This is a genomic window from Segatella hominis (assembly GCF_019249725.2).
GTDB lineage: Bacteria > Bacteroidota > Bacteroidia > Bacteroidales > Bacteroidaceae > Prevotella.
The window spans coordinates 2679456-2701925 of the sequence record NZ_CP137559.1 but is presented as its reverse complement, the minus strand read 5'-3'; the positions used below and the strand labels follow the sequence as shown (position 1 = coordinate 2701925).

The 22470-nt window shown below is 45.4% G+C and carries 16 protein-coding genes; 10 read left to right on the top strand and 6 right to left on the bottom strand.

Going from position 1 to position 22470, the window contains the following annotated elements:
• Window positions 1-173: 173 nt before the first annotated feature.
• From rplM to KUA50_RS10975, 10 genes are all read left to right on the top strand, one after another.
• Window positions 174-635, top strand: a complete 462-nt coding sequence (gene rplM, locus KUA50_RS11020; protein ID WP_118117010.1) for a 50S ribosomal protein L13 — start codon at window positions 174-176, stop codon at window positions 633-635.
• Between the two features lie 10 nt (window positions 636-645).
• Window positions 646-1032 carry a 30S ribosomal protein S9 gene (gene rpsI, locus KUA50_RS11015; RefSeq protein ID WP_118117011.1) on the top strand — a complete coding sequence of 129 codons (387 nt, stop codon included), beginning with the start codon at window positions 646-648 and terminating at the stop codon, window positions 1030-1032.
• 155 nt (window positions 1033-1187) lie between these two features.
• On the top strand, window positions 1188-1964 hold the full coding sequence (rpsB, locus tag KUA50_RS11010; RefSeq protein ID WP_218456114.1) for a 30S ribosomal protein S2: 777 nt from the start codon (window positions 1188-1190) through the stop codon (window positions 1962-1964).
• A gap of 107 nt (window positions 1965-2071) precedes the next feature.
• On the top strand, window positions 2072-3067 hold the full coding sequence (tsf, locus tag KUA50_RS11005) for a translation elongation factor Ts (RefSeq protein WP_218456115.1): 996 nt from the start codon (window positions 2072-2074) through the stop codon (window positions 3065-3067).
• A gap of 276 nt (window positions 3068-3343) precedes the next feature.
• The gene (locus tag KUA50_RS11000; RefSeq protein ID WP_022109932.1) at window positions 3344-3961 is read left to right on the top strand and encodes a fumarylacetoacetate hydrolase family protein; all 618 of its coding nucleotides are present in this window, start codon (window positions 3344-3346) and stop codon (window positions 3959-3961) included.
• A gap of 25 nt (window positions 3962-3986) precedes the next feature.
• Complete coding sequence (porU, locus tag KUA50_RS10995) at window positions 3987-7565, top strand: type IX secretion system sortase PorU (protein WP_218456116.1); 3579 nt, start codon at window positions 3987-3989, stop codon at window positions 7563-7565.
• A gap of 40 nt (window positions 7566-7605) precedes the next feature.
• Window positions 7606-8787 (top strand): type IX secretion system outer membrane channel protein PorV, encoded by a 1182-nt coding sequence (gene porV, locus KUA50_RS10990; RefSeq protein WP_218456117.1) that lies wholly within the window; start codon window positions 7606-7608, stop codon window positions 8785-8787.
• Between the two features lie 20 nt (window positions 8788-8807).
• Window positions 8808-9287: a 2-C-methyl-D-erythritol 2,4-cyclodiphosphate synthase gene (gene ispF / locus KUA50_RS10985; protein ID WP_022109929.1), complete on the top strand. Its 480-nt coding sequence runs from the start codon at window positions 8808-8810 to the stop codon at window positions 9285-9287.
• A gap of 642 nt (window positions 9288-9929) precedes the next feature.
• Window positions 9930-11204: a glycosyltransferase family 4 protein gene (locus tag KUA50_RS10980; RefSeq protein WP_218456118.1), complete on the top strand. Its 1275-nt coding sequence runs from the start codon at window positions 9930-9932 to the stop codon at window positions 11202-11204.
• A 30-nt stretch (window positions 11205-11234) separates the two neighbouring features.
• Window positions 11235-12011 carry a glycosyltransferase family 2 protein gene (locus KUA50_RS10975; RefSeq protein WP_118117018.1) on the top strand — a complete coding sequence of 259 codons (777 nt, stop codon included), beginning with the start codon at window positions 11235-11237 and terminating at the stop codon, window positions 12009-12011.
• Here the strand turns inward: KUA50_RS10975 and KUA50_RS10970 are convergent.
• The 6 genes from KUA50_RS10970 to KUA50_RS10945 form a co-directional block, all read right to left on the bottom strand.
• Window positions 12001-14448, bottom strand: coding sequence for a hybrid sensor histidine kinase/response regulator (locus KUA50_RS10970; protein WP_218456119.1), 2448 nt, complete (start codon window positions 14446-14448; stop codon window positions 12001-12003). The two genes, KUA50_RS10975 and KUA50_RS10970, sit on opposite strands and share 11 nt — an antisense overlap.
• 208 nt (window positions 14449-14656) lie before the next feature.
• Entirely contained in the window at window positions 14657-14893 is a 237-nt protein-coding gene (locus KUA50_RS10965) for a hypothetical protein (protein ID WP_218456120.1), read from the bottom strand.
• A 589-nt stretch (window positions 14894-15482) separates the two neighbouring features.
• Entirely contained in the window at window positions 15483-17912 is a 2430-nt protein-coding gene (locus tag KUA50_RS10960; RefSeq protein ID WP_218456121.1) for an energy-coupling factor transporter transmembrane protein EcfT, read from the bottom strand.
• A gap of 33 nt (window positions 17913-17945) precedes the next feature.
• Window positions 17946-19151, bottom strand: coding sequence for a hypothetical protein (locus KUA50_RS10955; RefSeq protein WP_218456122.1), 1206 nt, complete (start codon window positions 19149-19151; stop codon window positions 17946-17948).
• Between the two features lies 1 nt (window position 19152).
• Complete coding sequence (locus KUA50_RS10950) at window positions 19153-20340, bottom strand: TRAFAC clade GTPase domain-containing protein (RefSeq protein WP_218456123.1); 1188 nt, start codon at window positions 20338-20340, stop codon at window positions 19153-19155.
• Between the two features lie 52 nt (window positions 20341-20392).
• Complete coding sequence (locus KUA50_RS10945; RefSeq protein WP_218456124.1) at window positions 20393-22417, bottom strand: hypothetical protein; 2025 nt, start codon at window positions 22415-22417, stop codon at window positions 20393-20395.
• Window positions 22418-22470: the final 53 nt, after the last annotated feature.

Sequence of the window (22470 nt, the reverse complement as noted above, 5' to 3'; positions counted from 1 at the left end):
ATAAAAATGTGTAATTTTGCAGTCCGATTATTTCGGGGATACACTTAGAGTCCCCTGGATTGGTGTGTTAATAGCAATGTCCTGTGGCCGGGATTTGCGGTTAGAGAATCACCTGTCCGAAATAGTGAGTAAAAAGATTAAAAACGTTTTTTAGTAGTAATTTAAATTTTAAAATGGACACATTAAGTTTCAAGACTATCTCCGTAAACAAGGAGACAGCTAAGAAAGAGTGGGTTGTAATCGACGCAACAGACCAGGTAGTTGGTCGTCTTTGCTCAAAGGTAGCAAAGTTGCTCCGCGGTAAGTACAAGCCAACTTTCACTCCACACGTAGATTGTGGTGACAACGTAATCATTATCAATGCAGCAAAGGCTGTATTCTCTGGTAAGAAAGAGACTGATAAGATTTACACACGTTACACTGGTTATCCTGGTGGTCAGCGCTTCAACACTCCAGCTGAGTTGCGCAAGCGTCCAGACGGTATGGATAAGATCCTTCGTCACGCTATCAAGGGTATGTTGCCAAAGGGTCCTCTCGGCCGTTCTTTGATGGACAACCTCTTCATTTACGATGGCACAGAGCACAAGCATGAGGCTCAGCAGCCAAAGGCAATTGATATTAACCAGTATAAATAATTAAGGTAGAATGGAAGTAATTAATGCAATTGGTCGCCGCAAGAGCGCTGTAGCTCGTGTTTACCTCACAGAGGGTACCGGTAAGATCACAATCAACAAGAAAGATATTGAGACATATTTCCCATCAGCAATCCTTCGCTATGTAGTAAAGCAGCCATTGCAGTTGCTCGAGGCTGAGGGTAAGTATGATATTAAGGCAAACCTCGACGGTGGTGGTTTCACCGGTCAGAGTCAGGCACTCCGCCTCGCTATCGCTCGCGCTCTCGTTAAGATCGACGCAGAGGATAAGAAGGCTTTGAAGGATGCAGGCTTCATGACACGTGATTCACGTGCTGTAGAGCGTAAGAAGCCAGGTCAGCCAAAGGCTCGTCGTCGCTTCCAGTTCAGCAAGCGTTAATCAATACTATACATTATTATATATATTGGTTATATATAGCTGAACTAAGTTTAGTATCTAAATCGGTGAGATTCCATTAATCGGGGACTACTCATCGACTGATTCTAGATTAGAATTCAAAAAGAAAGTAAACAACAATTAAACAAGAAAAGACAATGTCAAGAACAAATTTTGACCAGTTACTTCAGGCAGGTTGCCACTTCGGACACCTCCGTCGCAAGTGGAATCCAGCAATGGCTCCTTACATCTTCATGGAGCGTAACGGTATTCATATTATCGACCTCAACAAGACTGTAGCTAAGATCGACGATGCTGCAGAGGCTCTCAAGGCTATTGCCAAGTCAGGCAAGAAGATTTTGTTTGTCGCTACTAAAAAACAAGCTAAGGATGTAGTAGCCGAGAAGGCTGCTTCAGTTAACATGCCTTACGTTATTGAGCGTTGGCCAGGTGGTATGCTCACTAACTTCCCTACAATTCGTAAGGCTGTGAAGAAAATGGCAAACATCGACAAGTTGATGAACGATGGTACATTCTCTAACCTCTCAAAGCGTGAGTTGCTTCAGGTAAGCCGCCAGCGTGCTAAGTTGGAGAAGAACCTCGGTTCTATCGCTGACTTGACTCGCCTTCCAAGCGCACTCTTCGTTATCGACGTAATGAAGGAGCACATCGCAGTGAAGGAGGCTAACCGTCTCGGTATTCCTGTATTCGGTATCGTAGATACAAACTCTGATCCTAAGAATATCGATTACATTATCCCAGCTAACGACGATGCTAAGGATTCTGTAGAGGTAATCCTCTCTGCAGTTTGCGGTGCTATCGCTGAGGGTCTTGAGGAGCGTAAGGCTGAGAAGGCTGACGATAAGGCTGCTGCTGAGCAGAAAGATCAGCCTAAGAAGAAGGCTGCACGCAAGGAAGAGGCTGCTGCTGAGTAATTAGGTAGAAGAATATATACTGGAGCCATTGATTCTGTTTATGATTCGATGGCTTTAGTAGCTTTTAAAGCAAGATTTTTATTAACTTTTTAATATAAAAAAATATTATGGCTGTTTCAATTGAAGATATCAAGAAACTTCGCGCTATGACTGGTGCTGGTCTTGCAGACGTTAAGAAGGCACTTACAGAGGCTGAAGGTGATTTCGATAAGGCAAAGGAGTTGCTCCGTGAGCGTGGTCTCGCTATCGCTGCTAAGCGTTCTGACCGTGAGACTTCTAATGGTTGTGTTCTCGTTAAGAAGGTTAACGATTTCGCTGCTATCATCGCTCTCAAGTGTGAGACTGACTTCGTTGCTAATGGTGCTGACTTCATCAAGTTGACATCTGATATCCTCGACGCTGCTATCGCTGCTAAGTGCCACACTCTCGATGAGGTAAAGGCTTTGGCTCTCGGCGAGTCTGATGTTCAGGCTGCTGTTACTCATCGCTCTGGTATCACTGGCGAGAAGATGGAGCTCGATGGCTACAATGTACTCGAAGGTGATAACATCGAGGTTTACGACCACATGAACAAGCACACTTTGTGTACTATGGTTCAGCTCAACGAGAACAACGAGGAGGCTGGTCACAAGGTAGCTATGCAGGTAGCTGCTATGCGCCCTGTAGCTCTCGACGAGTCTTCTGTTTCTGAGGAGACTAAGAAGACTGAGCTTGAGGTAGCTGTAGCTAAGACTAAGGAAGAGCTCGTAGAGAAGGCTGTTAACGCAGCTTTGAAGAAGGCTGGCATCAACCCAGCTCACGTTGACTCTGAGGATCACATCGAGAGCAACACTAAGAAGGGTTGGTTGACACCTGAGCAGGCTGAAGAGGCTCGCAACATCAAGAAGACTGTAGGTGAGGAGAAGGCTGCTTCTTTGAACCCAACTATGATCCAGAACATCGCTAATGGTCGTTTGGCTAAGTTCTTCAAGGAGAACTGCCTCGTTGACCAGGAGTTCCAGTTCGGTGATGGCGACAAGCAGACTGTTGCTCAGTACCTCGCTTCTCAGAGCAAGGATCTCAAGATCACTGCTTACAAGCGTTTCACACTCGTTGCTGAGTAATCCACGCTTTTAGCTGGATGGGATCATCACAAGATGACTCAACAACAACAACTATAATTTGACTTATAGTTAAATTAGAATATCCGGGAGTTATGGAGATAAAGCTCAGCTTTACTTCTAACTCCCTTTCTTTTTATCGGAATTTTTGAGAGAATCTCATAGCTGAATTTCTCGGAATCTTATAGCAGGTTTTCTCAGAATTTCATTCAAGGAATTTCTCGGAATTTCCTCAAAATTTTACTTTTTGGGGTTATTCTTTCTTAAAATATTGATATTATGAAGATATTTGCCATAGGCATGAACTATGCCGAACACAATAAATCGCTCCATGGTACGTTATCTAAACCAGAGCGTCCTGTCATTTTCACGAAGGCTGACTCTGCCTTACTCAATAATGGCAAGCCTTTCTTCATCCCAGACCATCTGGGACGCATCGAGTATGAAACTGAATTGGTGGTGCGCATCTGCAAGTTGGGAAAGACGATTCCGCAGCGTTTCGCTCACCGCTATTATGATGCTGTGACTGTGGGTATTGACTTCACAGCCAGAGAAATGCAGAAGAAACTGAGAGAGGCAGGACAGCCTTGGGAGTTAGCGAAAGGATTTGATGGTTCTGCCGTTATCGGTGAATGGGTAGATGTACAGAAATTTAGAGATATACAGGCTATTCATTTCCATCTCGACTTGAACGGAAAAAATGTGCAGGAAGGTTGTTCCAGTGACATGCTCTACAAGGTGGACGAAATTATCTCGTATATCAGTCAGTATTTCACGCTGAAGACTGGTGACTTGCTCTATACGGGTTGCCCTACGGGTTGTGGACCTGTACAGATAGACGACCATCTGGAGGGATATTTAGAGGACAGGAAGGTGCTCGACTTTATGTGTAAGTAATTGTGTAAGAAGTGATTTGAAAAATATGGTTACAAAGGTTTGGAGATATTTGATAGCAATTCTATTGCTGATGCTTGTCTTGCCTATGCAGGCGCAGCAGTTCTTTAACCTGACCGCAGATGAGGTCAGGGTAGATTCCGTGTTGCCGAGATTTGTGTATTCCAAACCTTTATCCAATCATTATCAGGATTCTATTTATACAGCAACGATCAAATATGCAGAATATGTGGATATGACCGTTGCTGATATTGCCAACTACAATCGTCTCTCGGGGGCGGCACTTCCATCGCAGGTTTCTGTAGAGACTCAGGTTTCGCTTTGTCGCAACGAGGCAACGCTCCTCGTCAATTTTTGTCCGTTGGTATTCCGCAACAACAAATATCAGATATTGGTTAGTTTCATGCTCGACATCAAGGCCAAGCCTATCAGTCGTTCAATGGCGAAGGCAAGAACTTTGACCCGTGCTTCTGAAACAGAAAAGGATTATGCGGCTCATTCTCTTTTGGCTACGGGCAGATGGGCGAAAATCAGAGTAGGCGAGAGTGGTGTTTATCGGCTTACTGACCAAGTTATCCGACAAGCTGGTTTTTCTAATATTGATAAGGTAAAAGTGTTTGGTTATGGAGGGAATCTTCAGAACGAGGCACTCTATGCGTCAGAAATCTTAGCCAATGACGATCTGAAGGAAGTGCCACAGTATGTGAGAGATGGCAAGCATTACTTCTATGCCAAAGGTCCGGTGAGCTGGAGTAGCAATACTGCCACCCGTCGTACTCGTAATCCTTATTCTGACTACGGATATTATTTTATCACACAGAGCGACGAGGCTCCGCAGACCGTGGATTCAGCTACTTTTGTGAACTCATTTTATCCTTCCAGCGATTTCTATCATTCTCTCTATGAGGTAGATGGTTATGCTTGGTTTTCTGGTGGAAGAAATCTCTATGATTCCAAAGCGCTCAATCAGGGAGCCAGCGAGCAGATTGTCTTTACCAATACTACTGGAAATGCAGGCGGAAAATTGGCCGTCAACATCTCTACGGGTACTTCTGCTACGGCTGATGTGGCTTTGAACGGCAGGACCTTAGGCAAGGTTTATGCCCAAGTTTCCAGTTCGGAATACGATTTTGGAGCGGAAGGTTCGACTATTTTCACCCTCAAGAATCTGACCATCGGCGGCAATGATACGATTACGATTACGAATGTTTCGGGCGGAACCATGCGCCTCGACTATGTGGCTATGGTGTGGAATGCGCCGAAGGCATTGCCGGAATTCTCTGGAAAGATTCCAGCAGCGCAGTTTGTTTATAATATTACCAATCAGGATCATCATGCTGATGCACAGGCCGACATGGTGATCATCATCCCTACTTCCCAGAAACTGCTCAAGCAGGCAAAGAGGCTCAAGACTTATCATGAAACCCATAATGGCTTGAGAGTCAACTTGGTGCCTGCTGACGAACTGTATAATGAATTTTCCAGTGGAACACCTGATGCAGGAGCTTACCGACGTTATCTGCGCATGCTCCAAGACAGAGCCGAAGGAAATGAGGCAGATATGCCGAAATATCTCCTGCTTTTCGGAGATTGTGTATGGGACAACCGTATGCTGACTTCCGACTGTAAGCGACTAAATCCAGATGATTATCTTCTCTGTTTTGAGAGCGAGAACTCTCTCAATAAAATTTATTGTTATGTGAGTGACAGCTGGATGGGCATTCTCTCTGAGGGAGCCGGCGGTTCTCCTACCACCCAACAGCAGGACGTAGCGGTAGGAAGATTTCCGGTTTCAACACCAGAAGAAGCCAAGATTATGGTGGATAAAACCATCAACTATATGGAAAATGCCAATGCGGGATCATGGCAGAACACATTGGTGTTTATGGCTGATGACGGTAATGACAACCTCCACATGAAGGATGCCGACGAAGTGGCCAACTATATTGCCGACAAATATCCTGATTTTCAAATCAAGAAGGTGATGTGGGATGCTTACCAGCGCACCACTTCTTCTGTGGGCAATTCCTATCCTGAAGTTACACGTATCATCAAGGAGCAGCAGGCCAATGGTGCCCTGATTATGGACTATGCCGGTCACGCCAGTGCTGGTCAGTTGTCGCACGAGCAGGTGGTGAAACTGATGGATTTCAACAATTTCAAGAATACCAACCTCCCTCTCTGGGTGACTGCAGCCTGTGATGTCATGCCTTATGATGGAGTGGAAGACAATATCGGTGAAGCAGCTGTGCTCAATCCGAATGGAGGAGCTGTTGCTTTCTATGGAACAACCCGAACGGTTTATGCCAATCGTAATAAATATATGAACCGTGCCTTTCTCTACCGCGTGCTGAGTACGAAGGACGGAAAACCGCTGACTATCGGTGAGGCGCATCGCCAGGCACAGAACGACCTGGTTAAGGGAAATGTAATCGGTTATGATGTGGAAGGTAAGCCAATCAAGGAGAGCGACCTGACTTCTAACCGCTTGCAGTATGCGCTCTTAGGCGACCCGGCTATGCCGTTGAATGTGCCAACACTGAAAGTAGTGGTAGATTCTGTGAATGGCATTTCTACTTCGGATGCTTCTGCCAAGGCTATGCTGAAAGCAGGAATGGTGGCAAGAATCGACGGACATATTGAGGGAAATGAAGCTTTCAACGGTGTGGTGACGGCTACGGTAAGAGATTCCAAGGAGCTGATTACCTGCCGACAGAACGATGGCACAAGTGATGCTTTCACTTTCTACGACCGTACCAAGACTCTCTATAATGGTTCTGACAGCGTAGTGGGAGGCAAGTTCTCTTTCCAGTTTGCCGTACCTAAGGACATCAACTATACGGATGAGTCTGGACTGGTCAATCTCTATGCCATCAACAATGACAGGACCATCCGTGCTCATGGTTCGAGCGACGCATTCAATGTGGGTGGAAGTGCACTGGCAAAGAATGACTCCATCGGTCCGTCTATCTACTGTTATCTCAATTCGCCTTCCTTCGTGGATGGTGGAAACGTGAACCCTACGCCTTTCTTTGTGGCTGAGGTGAAAGATAAGGACGGAATCAATGCTGCAGGAAGTGGTATCGGGCATGATTTGCAGCTCATCATCGACGGTGATGCGAACAAGACGTATAATCTGAATAACAATTTCACCTACGATTTCGGAACTTATACGAGCGGCTCTACCTATTACAGTATTCCTGAGTTGGCAGCCGGTCCGCATAAACTCCAATTCCGTGCCTGGGACATACTGAACAATAGTTCTACCGCTACGTTGACTTTCAATGTGGTGAGGAGTCTGAAACCATCGTTTGATACAGGTGTAACCGAGAATCCAGCCCGGAATTCTACCACATTCATCATCACGCATGATAGGATAGCGAGCAGTTTGGATATCGTCATCGAAGTGTTTGATACTTCCGGAAGAAAACTCTGGCAGCATACAGAGACGGGCGTTTCCAATTCGGGTCCTTATACTGTGAAGTGGGATTTATCCACAGGTAGTGGAACCTTGCGTACAGGCATCTATCTCTATCGTATCAAAGTGGCTTCAGATGGCAGTGGGTATGAGTCAAAAACCAAGAAACTGATTGTACTCAACCATTGATCAAAATAGAAATAACATATTAACATATATATAATAAGGTATGAATATCAAGAACAGAACAGTTAAGATATGGGCAACTTGCCTCTTGGCAGTCTTTTCTGTGCAGGCGAATGCACAGGAGAACGAGAAAGATCTCTTCAATCCAGTCAACTTCGCTGTGATCTCGCAGACCATCGCTCCGGATGCACGAGGTGGCGGTTTGGGTGATGTGGGTGCAGCTACAGACCCAGATGTCAATTCCCAGTACTGGAACCCTGCCAAGTATCCTTTCAATATTTCAAGAGCAGGCGTGGCACTCAACTTCACACCATGGTTGCGCTCCTTAGTCAACGATATGAACTTAGCCTATCTGGCAGGTTATTACCGTATAGGTGACTACAGTGCCGTTTCTGGTTCCTTGCGCTATTTTAATTTGGGTGAGGTTTATACGAGTTTAGATGAAAATGCCACTACTATCAACCCTTATGAAATGTCGCTCGATGTGGCTTACTCCCTGATGCTCAGTGAGAAGTTCTCTCTGGCAGCGGCAGTGAGATGGATTTATTCAGATATGCGCTTCACTGAGACTGAGGAGAATTCCCCAGCTTCCGCTTTTGCCGCAGATATTGCTGCCTATTATCAGAATTACGTCAATATCGGTCAACGCGAATGTCAGTTGGGTATTGGTTTGAATATTTCCAACATCGGTAGTAAAATCACATTCAGCGGAGAGGAATACAGTCAGTTCCTGCCAGCCAACCTGCGTTTGGGTGCTTCCCTGATGATTCCGCTTGACGAGTACAACCGACTGACGATTGCTGCAGATGCCAATAAATATCTTGTGCCAACCATTCCGCAGCAGGAAGAAGGTGAGGACAATGCCGACTATGAGGACCGCGTACATAGAGAGTACAGCGACGTATCTTCCATCAGCGGTATTTTCAAGAGTTTCAGCGACGCTCCAGGCGGATTCAAGGAGGAGTTGAAGGAAATCAACTATGGTGTAGGTGCGGAATATGTATATAATGACAAGTTCTCTATCCGTGCCGGTTATCATCATGAGAGTGCCAGCAAGGGTAACCGTAAGTATTTCACTGTAGGTGGCGGTTTCAAGATGAATGTTTTCTCTCTGGATGCCGCCTACGTAGTGGCAACGGCAAAGAGCAATCCGCTCGACCAGACCTTGCGCTTCACCTTGGGATTTGATATGGACGGAATCAAGGATTTGTTCAGAAGAAGATAAATTAGCAATATAAATAGACTATGAATATACGTGTAGGATTCGGATATGATGTGCACAAGTTGGTAGAAAATCGTGACTTGTGGTTGGGTGGCATTAAGATAGATTACGAACTCGGATTATTGGGCCACAGTGATGCAGATGTGTTGATTCATGCTATTTGTGATGCCTTGTTGGGAGCAGCCAATATGCGTGACATCGGCTATCATTTCCCTGATACGGCAGCAGAGACGCTGAATGTGGATTCCAAGATTCTGCTGAAGAAGACCATCGACCTGATAGCCACCAAGGGGTATGTGTTGGGCAATATCGATGCAACCATCTGTGCTGAGCGTCCTAAGCTCAATCCGCATGTGCCTGCGATGAAGGCCTGCCTTGCCCAGGTGATGAATACGGATGAGGAAAATATTTCCATCAAGGCAACGACCACAGAGAAATTGGGCTTTACCGGAAGAATGGAAGGCATTTCCGCCTATGCTACGGTTTTGATCGAGAAAGTTTAGTCCTTTCTCCTAATAGATACATTCCGTTTCTTCTCTTGATAGAAAGCAGTCTTTCTGTTTTTCTCTCCTTGAAATCAGACCATCAAAATAGAAAAAAGAAAGCAAAACGCTCATTAGGCTTTACAAGTTGAAAGTTTAATGAGCGTTAATGGTTTCTTAAAATCTGTTGTGTTCGGTCACATTTTGTTGATGTAAATCAAAAAAACGCAAAGGTACTGCATTTTCTTTCAAAAATATTTGGAGGAATCAGAAAATCGTCGTACCTTTGCACTCGTCAAAAGGTTAATAGATTGTTTAGGTTAGTAGTAATAGATTTAGGTTTTTAGTTATTAGGTTTTAAGGTAGATTGTTTAACAGATAGCTAAGGAGATCGTGAGATTACCTTTGGTTAAGAATTTTTTTTAAGTTAAACATATTGTATGCCGCAGCTCGAGGTGAGTTGCGGCATATTTTATTTTCCCATTCTCATTCTTTCCCTCTCACCCTTTTCATCTCTTTCTTTCCCGACAATCTTTCTTTTATTTTTGAAAAAGTAGCTTTTTCTTTTTGTCCTTCAAGTAATTTGCATTATCTTTGCATTATCTTAATCTGCATTTGCAGCAAAACCCTTTGCAATAGGCGTAATAATAAAAGATAATAGGCATGAGAGTACTCATAGTAAATACAAGCGAGAAAACGGGAGGTGCTGCAGTTGCAGCCAACCGTTTGATGGAAGCCCTTAACAATAATGGTGTTAAGGCTAAGATGTTGGTGCGTGATAAGGCAACAGAGAATATCACGATAGCCAGTTTGCCGCATTCTCCTTTGCTGCAATGGCATTTTCTGTGGGAACGCTGGCGTGCTTTCTGGCATCTTCACTTCTCTTCCGTCCATCTTTGGGAAATAGATTTGGCTTGTGCCGGCTCTGATATTACCAAGTTGCGTGAGTTTAAGGAGGCTGATGTCATTCATCTGTCCTGGATCAATCAGGGAATGCTTTCACTGAAAAGTATTCGCAAAATTATTAAAAGCGGCAAACCTATTGTCTGGACTATGCACGATATCTGGCCTGCTACGGGCATCTGTCATTATGCAAGAGGCTGCAATCGCTATGCTTCTGCGTGTGGCAACTGTCCACTCCTGCCTCATAAGGGCAGCAAGCATGACATTTCCAACAAGGTGTTCAGGCGCAAGAAGGAACTTTATCAGCATAGTAATATCTACTTCGTCACTTGCAGCAAGTGGCTGGAGCGGCAGGCTAAGAAGAGTGCCCTCTTTACAGGACTTCATCTCACCAATATTCCCAATCCGATAGATACGCGGGTCTTTTATCCTCATGACAAGGCTGAGGCTCGTCTGCGTGCCGGACTCCCGGATGATAAGAAGATCATCCTCTTCGTTTCACAGAAAGTAACTGACGAGCGTAAAGGCATGAGTTTCTTCGTAGAAGCCATAGACAAGTTGGTAGCCCAGCATCCTGAAATGAAGGAAAATACGGTAGTGGCTATCTTGGGCGGTCATTCGGAAGATGTGGCAGAGAAACTGTCCTTGCCAGCATTCCCTTTAGGCTATGTGAGTGACGAGAAGGCCATCGTTCAGATTTACAGTTCGGCTGATGCATTTGTGCTCCCTTCCTTGGAGGATAATCTTCCGAATACGATTATGGAGGCGATGGCTTGTGGAGTGCCAAGTGTTGGATTCAAGGTGGGCGGCATTCCTGAGATGATTGACCATCAGAAAAATGGTTATGTGGCCAACTATCGGGATGCAGACGACCTGGCACAGGGCATGTTCTGGGTGCTGGAAGAGGCTGATGCGGAGGTGCTCAAGAGTAACTGTCTGCAGAAAGTGGCCCACAACTATTCGCAGCATGCCGTGGCAATGAATTATATTGAGGTGTATAATCAGGCAATGGCTTACAAGAATTACAGTTTGTAGGCAATGGCCGTTGATAAAAGTAGAAACGTTATGATCAAATTTTCGATAATTACCTGTACTTACAATGCAGAGTCTGTCTTGCAGCGCACGTTGGATTCGGTGATGAAGCAGACCTGCTGCAATGTAGAACACCTGATCATAGATGGTAAGTCGAAGGATAAAACCTTGGCAATGGTCAAGGCTTACAAACATAAGAATGATGTGGGTGAAAGTGCCCATGAAATCCGGGTTTTCTCAGAACCGGACAAGGGACTTTACGATGCCATGAACAAGGGCATTGACCGTGCTACTGGCGACTATCTCGTGTTTCTGAATGCAGGAGATGTTTTCCCTTCCGCCGATACGTTGGAATACGTGGAAGGTTGTGTAGGCGAGGGGGAAGTCCTGCCGGGCGTCCTTTATGGAGATACGGACATCGTGAATATGGATGGTCGCTTTCTGCGCCATCGCCGTCTTTCTCCACCCAAGAAGTTGACTTGGCGTTCTTTCATTTGGGGAATGTTAGTCTGCCATCAGTCTTTTTATGCCCGCACGGATATTGCCAAGAGTGAGCACTATGATTTGGATTACCGCTTTTCTGCCGATGTTGATTGGTGCATCCGCATGATGAAAGCATCCAAAGCCCATAAGTTGCCTTTGCGCAATGTAGGGGCAGTCATCACCAATTATCTGGATGGTGGAATGTCGGTGCAGAACCATAAGGATTCCCTGAAAGAACGCTTTCAGGTGATGAAACACCATTATGGTCTGCTGCCCACCTTGTTGGCTCATGCCTGGTTTCTCATCAGAGGCGTATTCAAGAAATAGCCCCTGATGATAGTTCTCCGAGGATATTTCGCAGTTCATCGACGATGGTAGCGAGATATTCTCGGATTTTTTCTGTCTCTACCTCGTTGATATGTTCAGGAGCCAAAGCTTGCACCAGTTCCAGGCTCTCCATCTGTATCATGGAAGCGATAGGCAGCAACTTATGAGCCGCCTTTCCGATGTCTTCGCAAGGTAGAGTTTCTTGAGAAAGTGCATCCTGCATTTTTCTAAAATGTCCTTCCAGTTCCTGCTTTACGCTGCTGATGATTTCAGCAGCAGCGTCTTCGTCATCTTCAGCGAAAGCCAACAGTGGCTTGAAACGGTCAGGGAAAGTCGATTTTTCTTTTTCTACTATTTGCTCCTTTTGAGAATCAATTCTTTCTACTCCCAAGATTTCTTCCAGTTTCTCCATAGAGAAAGGCTTGAAGAGACAATCGTCAAAACCTGCTTCATGCAATTTCGATTTGATACTTGTATCATGCGCAGTCATGGCAATCACCAGCATCTGACTGTGATTGATGTGCTTAATCATCTCCATACCATTCATTTCAGGCATTTCGATGTCCATCATCATCACCGCCGGTTGCTCGTTGTGAAGTGCCGTAAGGGCTTCCGTCACATGATGGCAAGTGATTACCTTCCACGTATCACCTATCAGACGGCGCAACATCTCTTGCAGCAGTTGTAGCTGCAGAGCATCGTCGTCCAGAATGAGAATCTTGTGGTTGGCGAAATTCCGCTTCGTTTTCTGCTTGTCTTTTCCTTTAGATAATCTTGTTTCTCCTTCAATTTCTCCTATTTCTTCTGTTCCACCTATTCCATTATTTTCTGTTCCTCTTTCAGTTTCTTCTTCTTCTTCTGCGTCAGTCTGTTGCTGCAATAGAATAGGGAAGGAAACGGTGAAGGTAGAACCTTTGCCCACTGCAGATTCGAGCTGAATCTTTCCGCCGAGTAAGGCTACCAGTTCGCGGGTGATAGACAGACCCAGTCCTGTGCCCTCAATGCCCTGTGCACCTTTGAGTCTGGTGAATGCCTGGAAAACCTTCTGTTTTTCCTCTGAGGTCATTCCCTTTCCCGTATCTTTCACCTGTAGAGTGAGTTCATAAGTATGCTCGTCGATGATGATGTTGTATTCATTTCTCGCCTGTCGGATAGAAGCCATGATATGTACGCTTCCCTGGTCTGTATATTTGATGGCATTGCTCACCAGGTTGTCCAGCACCTGTCGGATACGGAAGTCATCAGCCCTGAATATTTTTCCCCAGATATTGTCCTTATCTGCATTCTGGAACTCGCAGGAGATTGCTAACCCCTTCTTTTCTGCCTGTAGTCTGAGCCCTTCCACACTTAGTTTCACCAACTGTTCTGGTGAGAAATTGACAGGGTTCAGTTGCATGAGCCCGTTTTCCAACTGATGATAATCGAGAAGGGAAGCCACCAGTTGGGAAAGATGACTGGCTGAGTTTTTGATATTGCTAAGACATGAAGTTCCCTTAGGATCGCTCACATACTCCTTCATCAGATCGATAAACCCGGAGATGGAGGCAGCAGGTGCCTTGATGTCGTGGGTGATGGTAAGGAGGAGTCTTTCCCTCTGTCGCATGATGCGCTGGATTTCCTCGTTGGCATTCTCCAGGTTTTCCCTATAGACACGCTCCTTCTTGGTGTCCTGGTAGATGTACCAGAGCAGGATGATGGCAGCAATGATGGCGATGATGGCAAGGAAGGCAATCTGCCATATCAACTGCTGGCGTGCTTCCATCGCCTTGTTGATGGCATGTTGCATGGAAGTGCGCTCTCTCTGGTGCGCCTCATTCAACTTCTTGGCAGAACGCAGGGCAAGTTGCGCATTGACAAGCTGCAGATCCTCCATCTCCTTGTTCACGGCTTCGCTATGATGAGTAGAGACTTTCTTCTCTTTTTTCTCAATATCTTCCAGAATGTTGGCCACATTCTCTGCCACATTGATAGGCGTGGCGACAGAATCCACCACCGCCAGATTCGTATCTCTCTTTACGCTGATGGTTTCAGCATGTTCTTTTTTGAAAGCGTCGGCAAGGCGTCGGAAGAATCCTCTTCGGGTTTTCAGCACTTCTACCGTAGTGTGTTTAGCCTCGTGAGTCTGCGGGGCTTTCTTCTCTACCACAATGGAGTCTTTTCCCTTGCTGAGACTGTCCACCTTGGCGCGCAGATAGCCTTTGCTTGACTTACCTGCCAAAGCCTCCGAGAGTTGCTTGAGATTATTCTGTTCTTCCTTGAGCAGTCGAGTCATCGTACTATCTGACACATCCTGCTTCTGGATATATTCGCGGGAAGCCTGGTTGATGTCGTAGATAGACTTGGTATTGCTATATACGAGCACCATTGCCATGATGAGGACAATGGCAGTAGCTGTATAGCCGATAGCAACTTTTAAAGGGACATTATTTTTTTGCATGATAAAAAATCTTTTCTTAGATGCAAAGTTAGCTTAAAAAATCTGATTTACCATCTAAAAGTGAAGGAAAAACAAGGAAATACGAGAAAAAGGAGCCACATAGATACCCCCAAATACAAAAAAACAGGAGAACAAAGCCATGATAGCCTTTTATCTCCTGCCCAATTGAAAGCGACGTGTAATTATTTACTGTTTTTTGAAGGTGATGTTATTCTGCAGTAGCTGCTGAGTCTGTAGATTCAGCTGGTGTAGCTGCTGTAGAATCCTGAGCAGTATTCTCTGCTGGAGTAACTTCATTCTCAGCTGGAGTTGCAGTTGTGTCGGCTGGAGCGACTGTGTCAACTGGAGCTGCGCATGATACACTTGCCATCTTGTTAGAGGCGAACACGTTGCTAACTGATACCATTACCAATGCTGCGATAGCTGCAAATACTAATTTCTTCATAATTGTTATGTTTTTAATTTGTGAATATATTATTTTATTTATTTCTCTTTTGTGAAGCGCCTTATGTACTTTTCGTCCCCTTTTTTGTGGAATTTTCCTTTCTCTTTGTGGAATTTCCTGTCTTTTTGAGGAACATTCAGTTCGTTTGCGTCTTCGCTTAAATATATCACAATAGACGTGCCAAAAATATGAAGAAAATTGTAAGTGGTTGATAGATAACGTGTTATCTGTTCTTGCGCCAAAAATAAGATGTGTGGAAGTGTGTGGAAAGTGTGGAAAAAGTGTGGAATATTTCCCCAAAAAGGTGTGGAATAGCTAAAACCCGAAATGATTTTGACCCAAAATGACCATGACCAAATGACCGGGGACCCTTATTTGGGTCGTTATTGATGACCGGCGCCTATCGTCTATTAAGACTAAGATGAGTCGTCTATTAAGACCAACTTTTTTCCTTTAGGGGAACAAGCTTTTTTCGAAGAGATGAAAAAGCGGTCATTTGGTCATGGTCATTTTAGGTCAAAAACATTTCCAGAAGTCACTATCCACGTTTACAACAGATTTTCTGCCAAAGACTGTCCTGATTCTTCCTCTATAATTGTATGCCTCCCCTCTGCTTCAGCACTTTCAGGAAGAGATGCTCCAATGAAGTCTTGTCTGCATTCTGGGTGCTGACGGCTGCGTATCCTACGGATTTAAACCCATTGTTGATGGCATTGTCGAGATTATAGAGTCCTAATTCTTCCTTGATGAATCTCCTGAGCTTCTGTTCGTCACATTCATAAGGATAGTGGCAAGCTTCAAGATAACCTAAATCCTTCTTGGTGCATGTCACGATGAGATCTATGTCCTGGGTCTTACGACCTACTTGCAGGATAATGTCCTTCAGCGTGGAGAGCGTCGCCTCCATATCGTAGTTCTCTGATGGGTTGCTGTGCTTCTTATGCCAATCTTCGAATGCAGGAGAAGGGGAGCACTTCTGAATGTCTATCATGCTTGGGTCGATGACAAACAGGATGGTGCCCACATTGGTGTAGAATTCCAATGCAGAGGTTGTCTTGGCCATGTTCACATTAAATTTCTCACCAGCCACATCATAGAAGAACAACTGGTAAGGCATAGGACGGAACTTGAGTTTCAGACGAATCTGTATCGCTTTGTAACGGTTTTTCACTGCCGTCTGGATGCCTTCACCCTGATGGATGCGTTGCGCCATCATCTCCCATTTCTGGTTGCCATCCACATCAACCTGCTGGAAGGCTTTGCCGAATCTCTGGCTCAACAGTTCCAAACCGCGATAGAGCAGGTAGGACTTGCCTGATGAGCGTTCGCCCACAATGCCGATGTGGAGATCGGTGCCGCAGGACTTGTCGTGAGAGAGATTGGTGAACTGCTGACAATGCTGGCATTTTCTTGTCAGTTTTGCCTTTCCGTTTACCAGCATGGTGGGTACTCTCACATGAGTATGGTGGTTTGTCTGATGGAATATGCCATAGACGCCCGGTTTCAATTCTATCGGATAAACCTTTCCTTCTACGATATACGAGAAGTCTTTCTTATTGCCGCAGACCGGACATGGGCGGTGGACATTATAGGCCTTGATGGCTGCAAACTCGATGAGGCGCAGGACATAACTGAACAGGATGAGTGCGAGTGCGAGAAGCAGAAAGCAGGCTATCGGGGCAGCAATGACGAGCAGGATAAGGCGTCCGTATGTATGGAAGATGGATAGAGTCCAGTCCAGTGCATTCACATTATCCATGAAGTCGCTGCCAGTCTGGATGAACTGTTCGCCCCAGTCTTTCAACGTGTCGCTGAACAGGACGAGAATGCCGCCGACGAGGATGCCGGCTATTCCATAGAATCTGCGGAACAGCAGGAGGATGACACCTATCACCAAGACTATCCAGCCGATGATGATCAAGCCCCAAAGCATGAGGTTGAGTATCCAAAAGACAAACCAGGTAATGCCGCCAAAGAGCAGGAGAACGAGGATAGAGGACAGGAAGGCGCCGATGATGGAGGTGAAGATGGTAGCCATCTTCACGTAAGGCTCGCTATTATACATCCACATCTTTCTCATGCCATTGTATTCTACTTTTCCTCCGAAATTCCGGAACAGTCCCCAGTGCTTCTGGGCATAGGATATATAGAGCGTCAGGAAGAAGGCGGTGCAGAGGATGATGGCTGCCATCAGACCTGTGCTGGGCGGCGTAGGCTCTGAGGAATAGGCATGGCGGATGATGCTGCTATTGGTAATGGCAGATTCTGCCTGCAGCTTGGACTGCTGGAGTTCTTCCTCGCTATAGTATTTGTAGCGTATCCTTGCTTCCTCCGTGATTTTCCCATCTCGGCGGGAGACATACTGGATGCAGTTGTCGTAGGAGTCATACTTTGTGGAGATATGAACCTGATAGTCTGGTTTTCCCTTGGGTGTGAAATATTCGATGAGGACAGGATGATTCTTTTCATCATAACTATACAGGCAGTAAGAACCGTCATTTACCATGGTTTCCACTGCCTTGACCAGTCCCCGGCTATTATAAGAATAGGTGTAGGTGGTGCCGGCACCCGTCCGGATGTCATTCACCTTCTTGATCAGGGTTTCTCCCTTGATCTTGTATCGGTTGGTAATGCCGTTTTTCTTCTTTTTGTCACTATATAGCCATTCCTTGACCAAGGTACCCTTCTTGTATTCTGCCCGATAGTCGGTAATCCCGGTGCCATTCATATCCTGGATGTTGTTGTAAGGATCATAGGTATAATGAATGACGATGGAATCTCCCCTCACAAGGGTCTTGCTCTTCAGGAGAACTCCTTCCGTGGAATAGTCGTTCTGGATGGAGGAGTCTAACTTTCCGTTTTTATAATAGGAATATACAGCAGATTTTACAGGACCGTTGAGTCTTGCAAATTCTTTGGCATAAGGATTTCCCTTGATGAAGGAGGGTGCTTTCTCCGACTCGCATGCGGCAAGGAGGAGTGCCATGAGGGTGATCAGATATATTTTGATATATTTCAAGTTCTCTATCTTTAGGGGTTGAACAGTTTCCTGTTATTGTTTGAACAGTTTCTTTTTGAGCGCTTTCCAAAAACCACCATGCTTTCTGAGGTCTTTCTTGCTCTCGGAATTCTCGTTCTCAGATTCCTTGTTTTCGGATTCTTCGTTCTCGTCTTCCTCGTCTCTGATATCTATGATTACTGGCAATCCAGTTTCTGGGTCAATCGTCAATTCCCAATCTTTATCCTCAAAATTCTGAGGGTTTGCGATGAGGCTGCAGATGATTTCGAGATGTTTTTGGAATTGTTGATAATCATCGTTTTCTGCTGCTTTCCTGATTTGCAGGAAGCATTTGTTCTCTGTATCTACATTTCTGAAGCTCTCATCGTCCAGATTGGCATAGACGTAGTTGTCAATATAAACTTCTTCCTGATTATGCTCGTTGAGGAAAATCATCTGGTAACCATGGGGCATTCCATATCCCTGCAGATAATTGGTCTGGAAATATTTTCCATGTGTCAACTCGTCTGGAAGTATGGAGAAATCTCTGAGGATGGACGGAATCTTGGCTTCTCTTGCCTGGAAGACGATTTTCTGCAGACTGGCATCTTGCAGTGTCCTTTCGTTGAGTTTAGCCTGGAGAAGGGCGATAGCAACCAGTGCAGTTTGTTCGTTGATATGGATGTTTTCTTTTGCATGAAAGCCTTCCTCATCCCCATGCTGCTTTTCTCCAACGGTGATTTCCCTCGGTTTCAGATAAGCGGGTTCACCAGTGAGCAATGCCTGGAGTTCCGGATTGTCGGGTGTGCAGGTGTTGTCAACGGGTAAGAATTTTTCCTGTTCGAGGAGTTGGGAAATAAGCTGCATATCTGGTTCCTCATCAAAAACGAGAATGTCTGCGATGTAATTGGTTCCAGCTCTTTGGGCTGAGTTGTGCTGGCAGAAATAACCATAGTCTATACCAATATAAGTGGTACAGGCAACGATGTATTTGGTTTCTCCGTTGTCTGTTGGGTAAACAAGATATTTCAGAGTGCGTGGATATTGACGGGTGATGGAGGCGTCTTGGGTGATGTCTTCCAGGGTCAACTGGTTGGCAACTCCCACTTCGTAGGCGAAATTCTCCTGTTCGCAAATGCTGCGGGCAAGTTCGTAATTCATCCCCTCTGTCAGGGTTCTGATGCCAAAGCCTGCCTGCCCAGTCAGCAGAGACTGCTGGCTGGAGCATTCTATGATTTCTTGAAACTGGATTGTCTTCATCTTATTTCTTCTTTAGAAGCGGATATTTAAATTGGTCTAAAATCCATACCAGCGGATCCAGCACCCGGTAAGGCTGGATGTCTGAGATGTGATTGTCTGTCTCTGGGGATTTGCCCAAGGCAGAGAAACCGAAGAATTTCAGGTTCTTATAATGGTTCTCGGCATTATTGACGAATCCGTCCTCGTGCCAGGAACAGAGCGCACTCTTCAGTCCGTCGCTTACGGTTTCGATGTCGCTCATCTGAATACCTCCGCCTTCCAGATAAGGACTGTTCTGGTCTATCGACATGCCTGGAATGGAAGTGTCTGCCAATTCTTCACTATGTTGCAGAATGGTGTCTATCTTGCTGAATGCGAAAGCCATCGGTTTCTTGAAATGAGCTTCTTTCTTCTTCTTGTCTCCATTGGCGAAATGGTCTATGATGTTGTTGAGAATGACATCATATTTCAGTTCGATTTCTCCCTTCATGTTCAGCTTCTCGTGAATATAAGGAATGGAGAAGGTATCGAGGAGGAAGATGACAGCATCACTCTCGTCGAGGAACTTCACATTCTTGCTGATGTTCTTCGGGTCGTTGAAATTCTCGCCTGCCGTATCGTAGAACACGAGGTAGAGGGGATTCTTGACACCTTTTTGGGTGATGGTGTAGATGAGCGGAATCTTGGACTTCTGGTCGGCTATCTTGGTTTGTGCCGGGAGAATGCCTCTCTTGAAGAGGATGTCGTAGAAATCAGTCTGGTATCTTACCTGTGTGCAGTCTTTGCGCTCATCAGCTACGGTGGAGGCCAATACTCCCAAGTTGCCGAGCTTGCTGCCATACTTACGCAGTTGGTCGATGAGCACGGTGATATAGTTGGTCTTGCCGCTGCTTCGTGCTCCGATGATGGAAATAATATAACCTTTATTCTTTACCATTTCCTTGGGAATCACATTGTGGCAATGCGGACAGATTACCGTATAAGTGGTATGGCCGCAGCGAGGACAGTCGGCAGAGTCGGGCATGGAATCCAACTTCTTGGCAATCCAACCGAGCTGATTTTCTACGAATGGCAGCATCTTGCGGTCTTGTCCCCAGAAATGGGAAAGCTTGAGGTCCATCAGTTTCTCGCAGTCATCGTTGGTGCAACGGAACATGACTTCGCTTCTGTTGAATTCTTCAAAGCAATATGGACAAACTATTTTTGGCATAATGATTTTATTTGTTCTGATGATTCAGATGATTCTATGAATTCAAATGATTTTATTTGAGTTTTTGAGTTTCTGGTACTACCTTGAGTGGAATACTCCGGTCGGCAGCGATGATTCTGAAAAAGAGCGGCTGGCCTTTCTGCAAGCGTCGGTAAGTGAGCGGAAACTTCTTTTCTGCTCCTGCCTCCAAGTCCTCATGATGGATGGTGAGATGTGACTTGAAATTGGTGAGGTCGAGCGGAATGGTTCCTTCTCCTATCAGCACATACAGGTCGCAAGGCGGTTCGCTTTCAGCCTGGAGCGTCAGGGTGTATTCGTCCTTGTGCATGAAAAATCTTGCCTCGCTCTTGGCACTGATGAAGTTTACCTTGATGGCAGAGAGATTAGCCTTGAGTTGGGTTTCTTCACTTTCCACCCATGTGCCGTCGCGCTTCTGATACAAAGCTGTGACGCAGGCAGAGAGACTGCGTGATTTTCCAGGTACGGGAATTTCGAATTCCGGTTCCTGTCCGTCATTCACGATATCCTTCCACTTTTCGTTTCCGTCTTCCACTTTCCATTTGATTCTGACAGTATGAACATCATTCCAAATCCAAACGACTTTGATATGGTTGACGTCTGTAGAGTCTATTCTGATGCCTTTGGGTGCCTCCATGGAAAGGATGCTTTTCTGTTCGCCAGCTACGCCGATATTGTCAACAATCGTTACTGGGATGAAAAAGCGCTCACCACAGTAGTCTTTCTTTACCTGATACTTGTTGCCTAATGCCGTCAACATGGTGTAATCAAGCGAACTGATGTCTTGGATGATGTCGTTCTTCTGCAGTGGGAAAGGACGGTTGGACTGATAAATCTTTACTACCCCTTCTGCTGGATTGTCCCAGGTGATGATGGCATTTTCCTCTGTCTCCTGAATGCAGAGATGAGTGGGTACAGGCATTTGCTTGCAGAGTGTGGCAATCTCCATCCTGCTTTCCTCTGCCCTCTGCTCGTATCCATTCTCGTCCTTGAAGACCAAGGTGAAACTATACTGGTAGTTGTGGCTTGGAACCAATTCTGTATCGCGGAACTGGGAGTCGGTGATGCTGCTTATCAGCTTTCCGTTTCTTCTGATTTCTATCGCACTGACTCCTTTAGGGAAGGTAATGTCGAAGAAGATGGAAGTGTCGCGGGGTGTTACTTTGATGTTCTGGAGTGGCAGCCCGTCTATGCCCACACTGTCTGCATGAGAGAAGTTGATGCCTTGCAAATCATTCATCACGGAGGAAAGAATGGTTGTGAGCCACTCTTCGTTAATATCCTTGATGTCTGAGGTGAATCCATTGAGGATGTCGTGGAAGTAGCTGTTATTGACCAACTTACCTGTCATCAGCATGATGGTGTTTGCCCTGTCGAGATGGATCTGCTGGGCAAAAAGACTGAGTTGTGACAATAGAGTATTGCTTCCGTAGTCCAGCAAATTGTCTATATTTGCATCCCGTCTTCTTACGAAGAAATCATGTCTTTCTCCCTCTAAGGTGATGCAATCTTCCAACTCTGATTTCCCGGAATCTAAAAAACGTTTTGCTGTGTCTCTGATGATTTCTGCGGCATCTTCTTTGTTCAGATAGCTGGATTCAGAGACGAGTTTTTTCCAGATGACTTCTGACAAGACATCTATTCTCGGGTCTTTTCCTGCACCGGCAATCGTAGTGGAAGCGAGTATTTTCCCATGGACTGTTTCTACATATTCTAGGACTAAATCGTCTGTATCTGCAGAGAGAATCAGTGCGTATGAATGTCCCTTGATGTGGTGGCAGATATAGGTTTCCAAAGAATAATCCTGCAGTTGGGTAAATCCCCGTTGTCTGATTTCTTCTTTGGTTTTTTCTTTGTCTTCCGAAGGGAACGAAGGGGTGAAAATGAGACCGAGATGAATGTCTGTTCTGTTTTCTTTGAGTTCATCTACGGCAAAAAGTTCCTCCACCGTATTCAAAGTTCCTACTTTCAATACGGTGTAAGAGCCATTGTCTTCTAATCTTCCCCCATAAAGTCTGATGCTTTCCTGGGAAATGGATATGATATATGATTTATTCATTTCTACTCATTCTTCATTGTTCTGTTTTTCGAGCTCTGTCATGAACAGTGTCT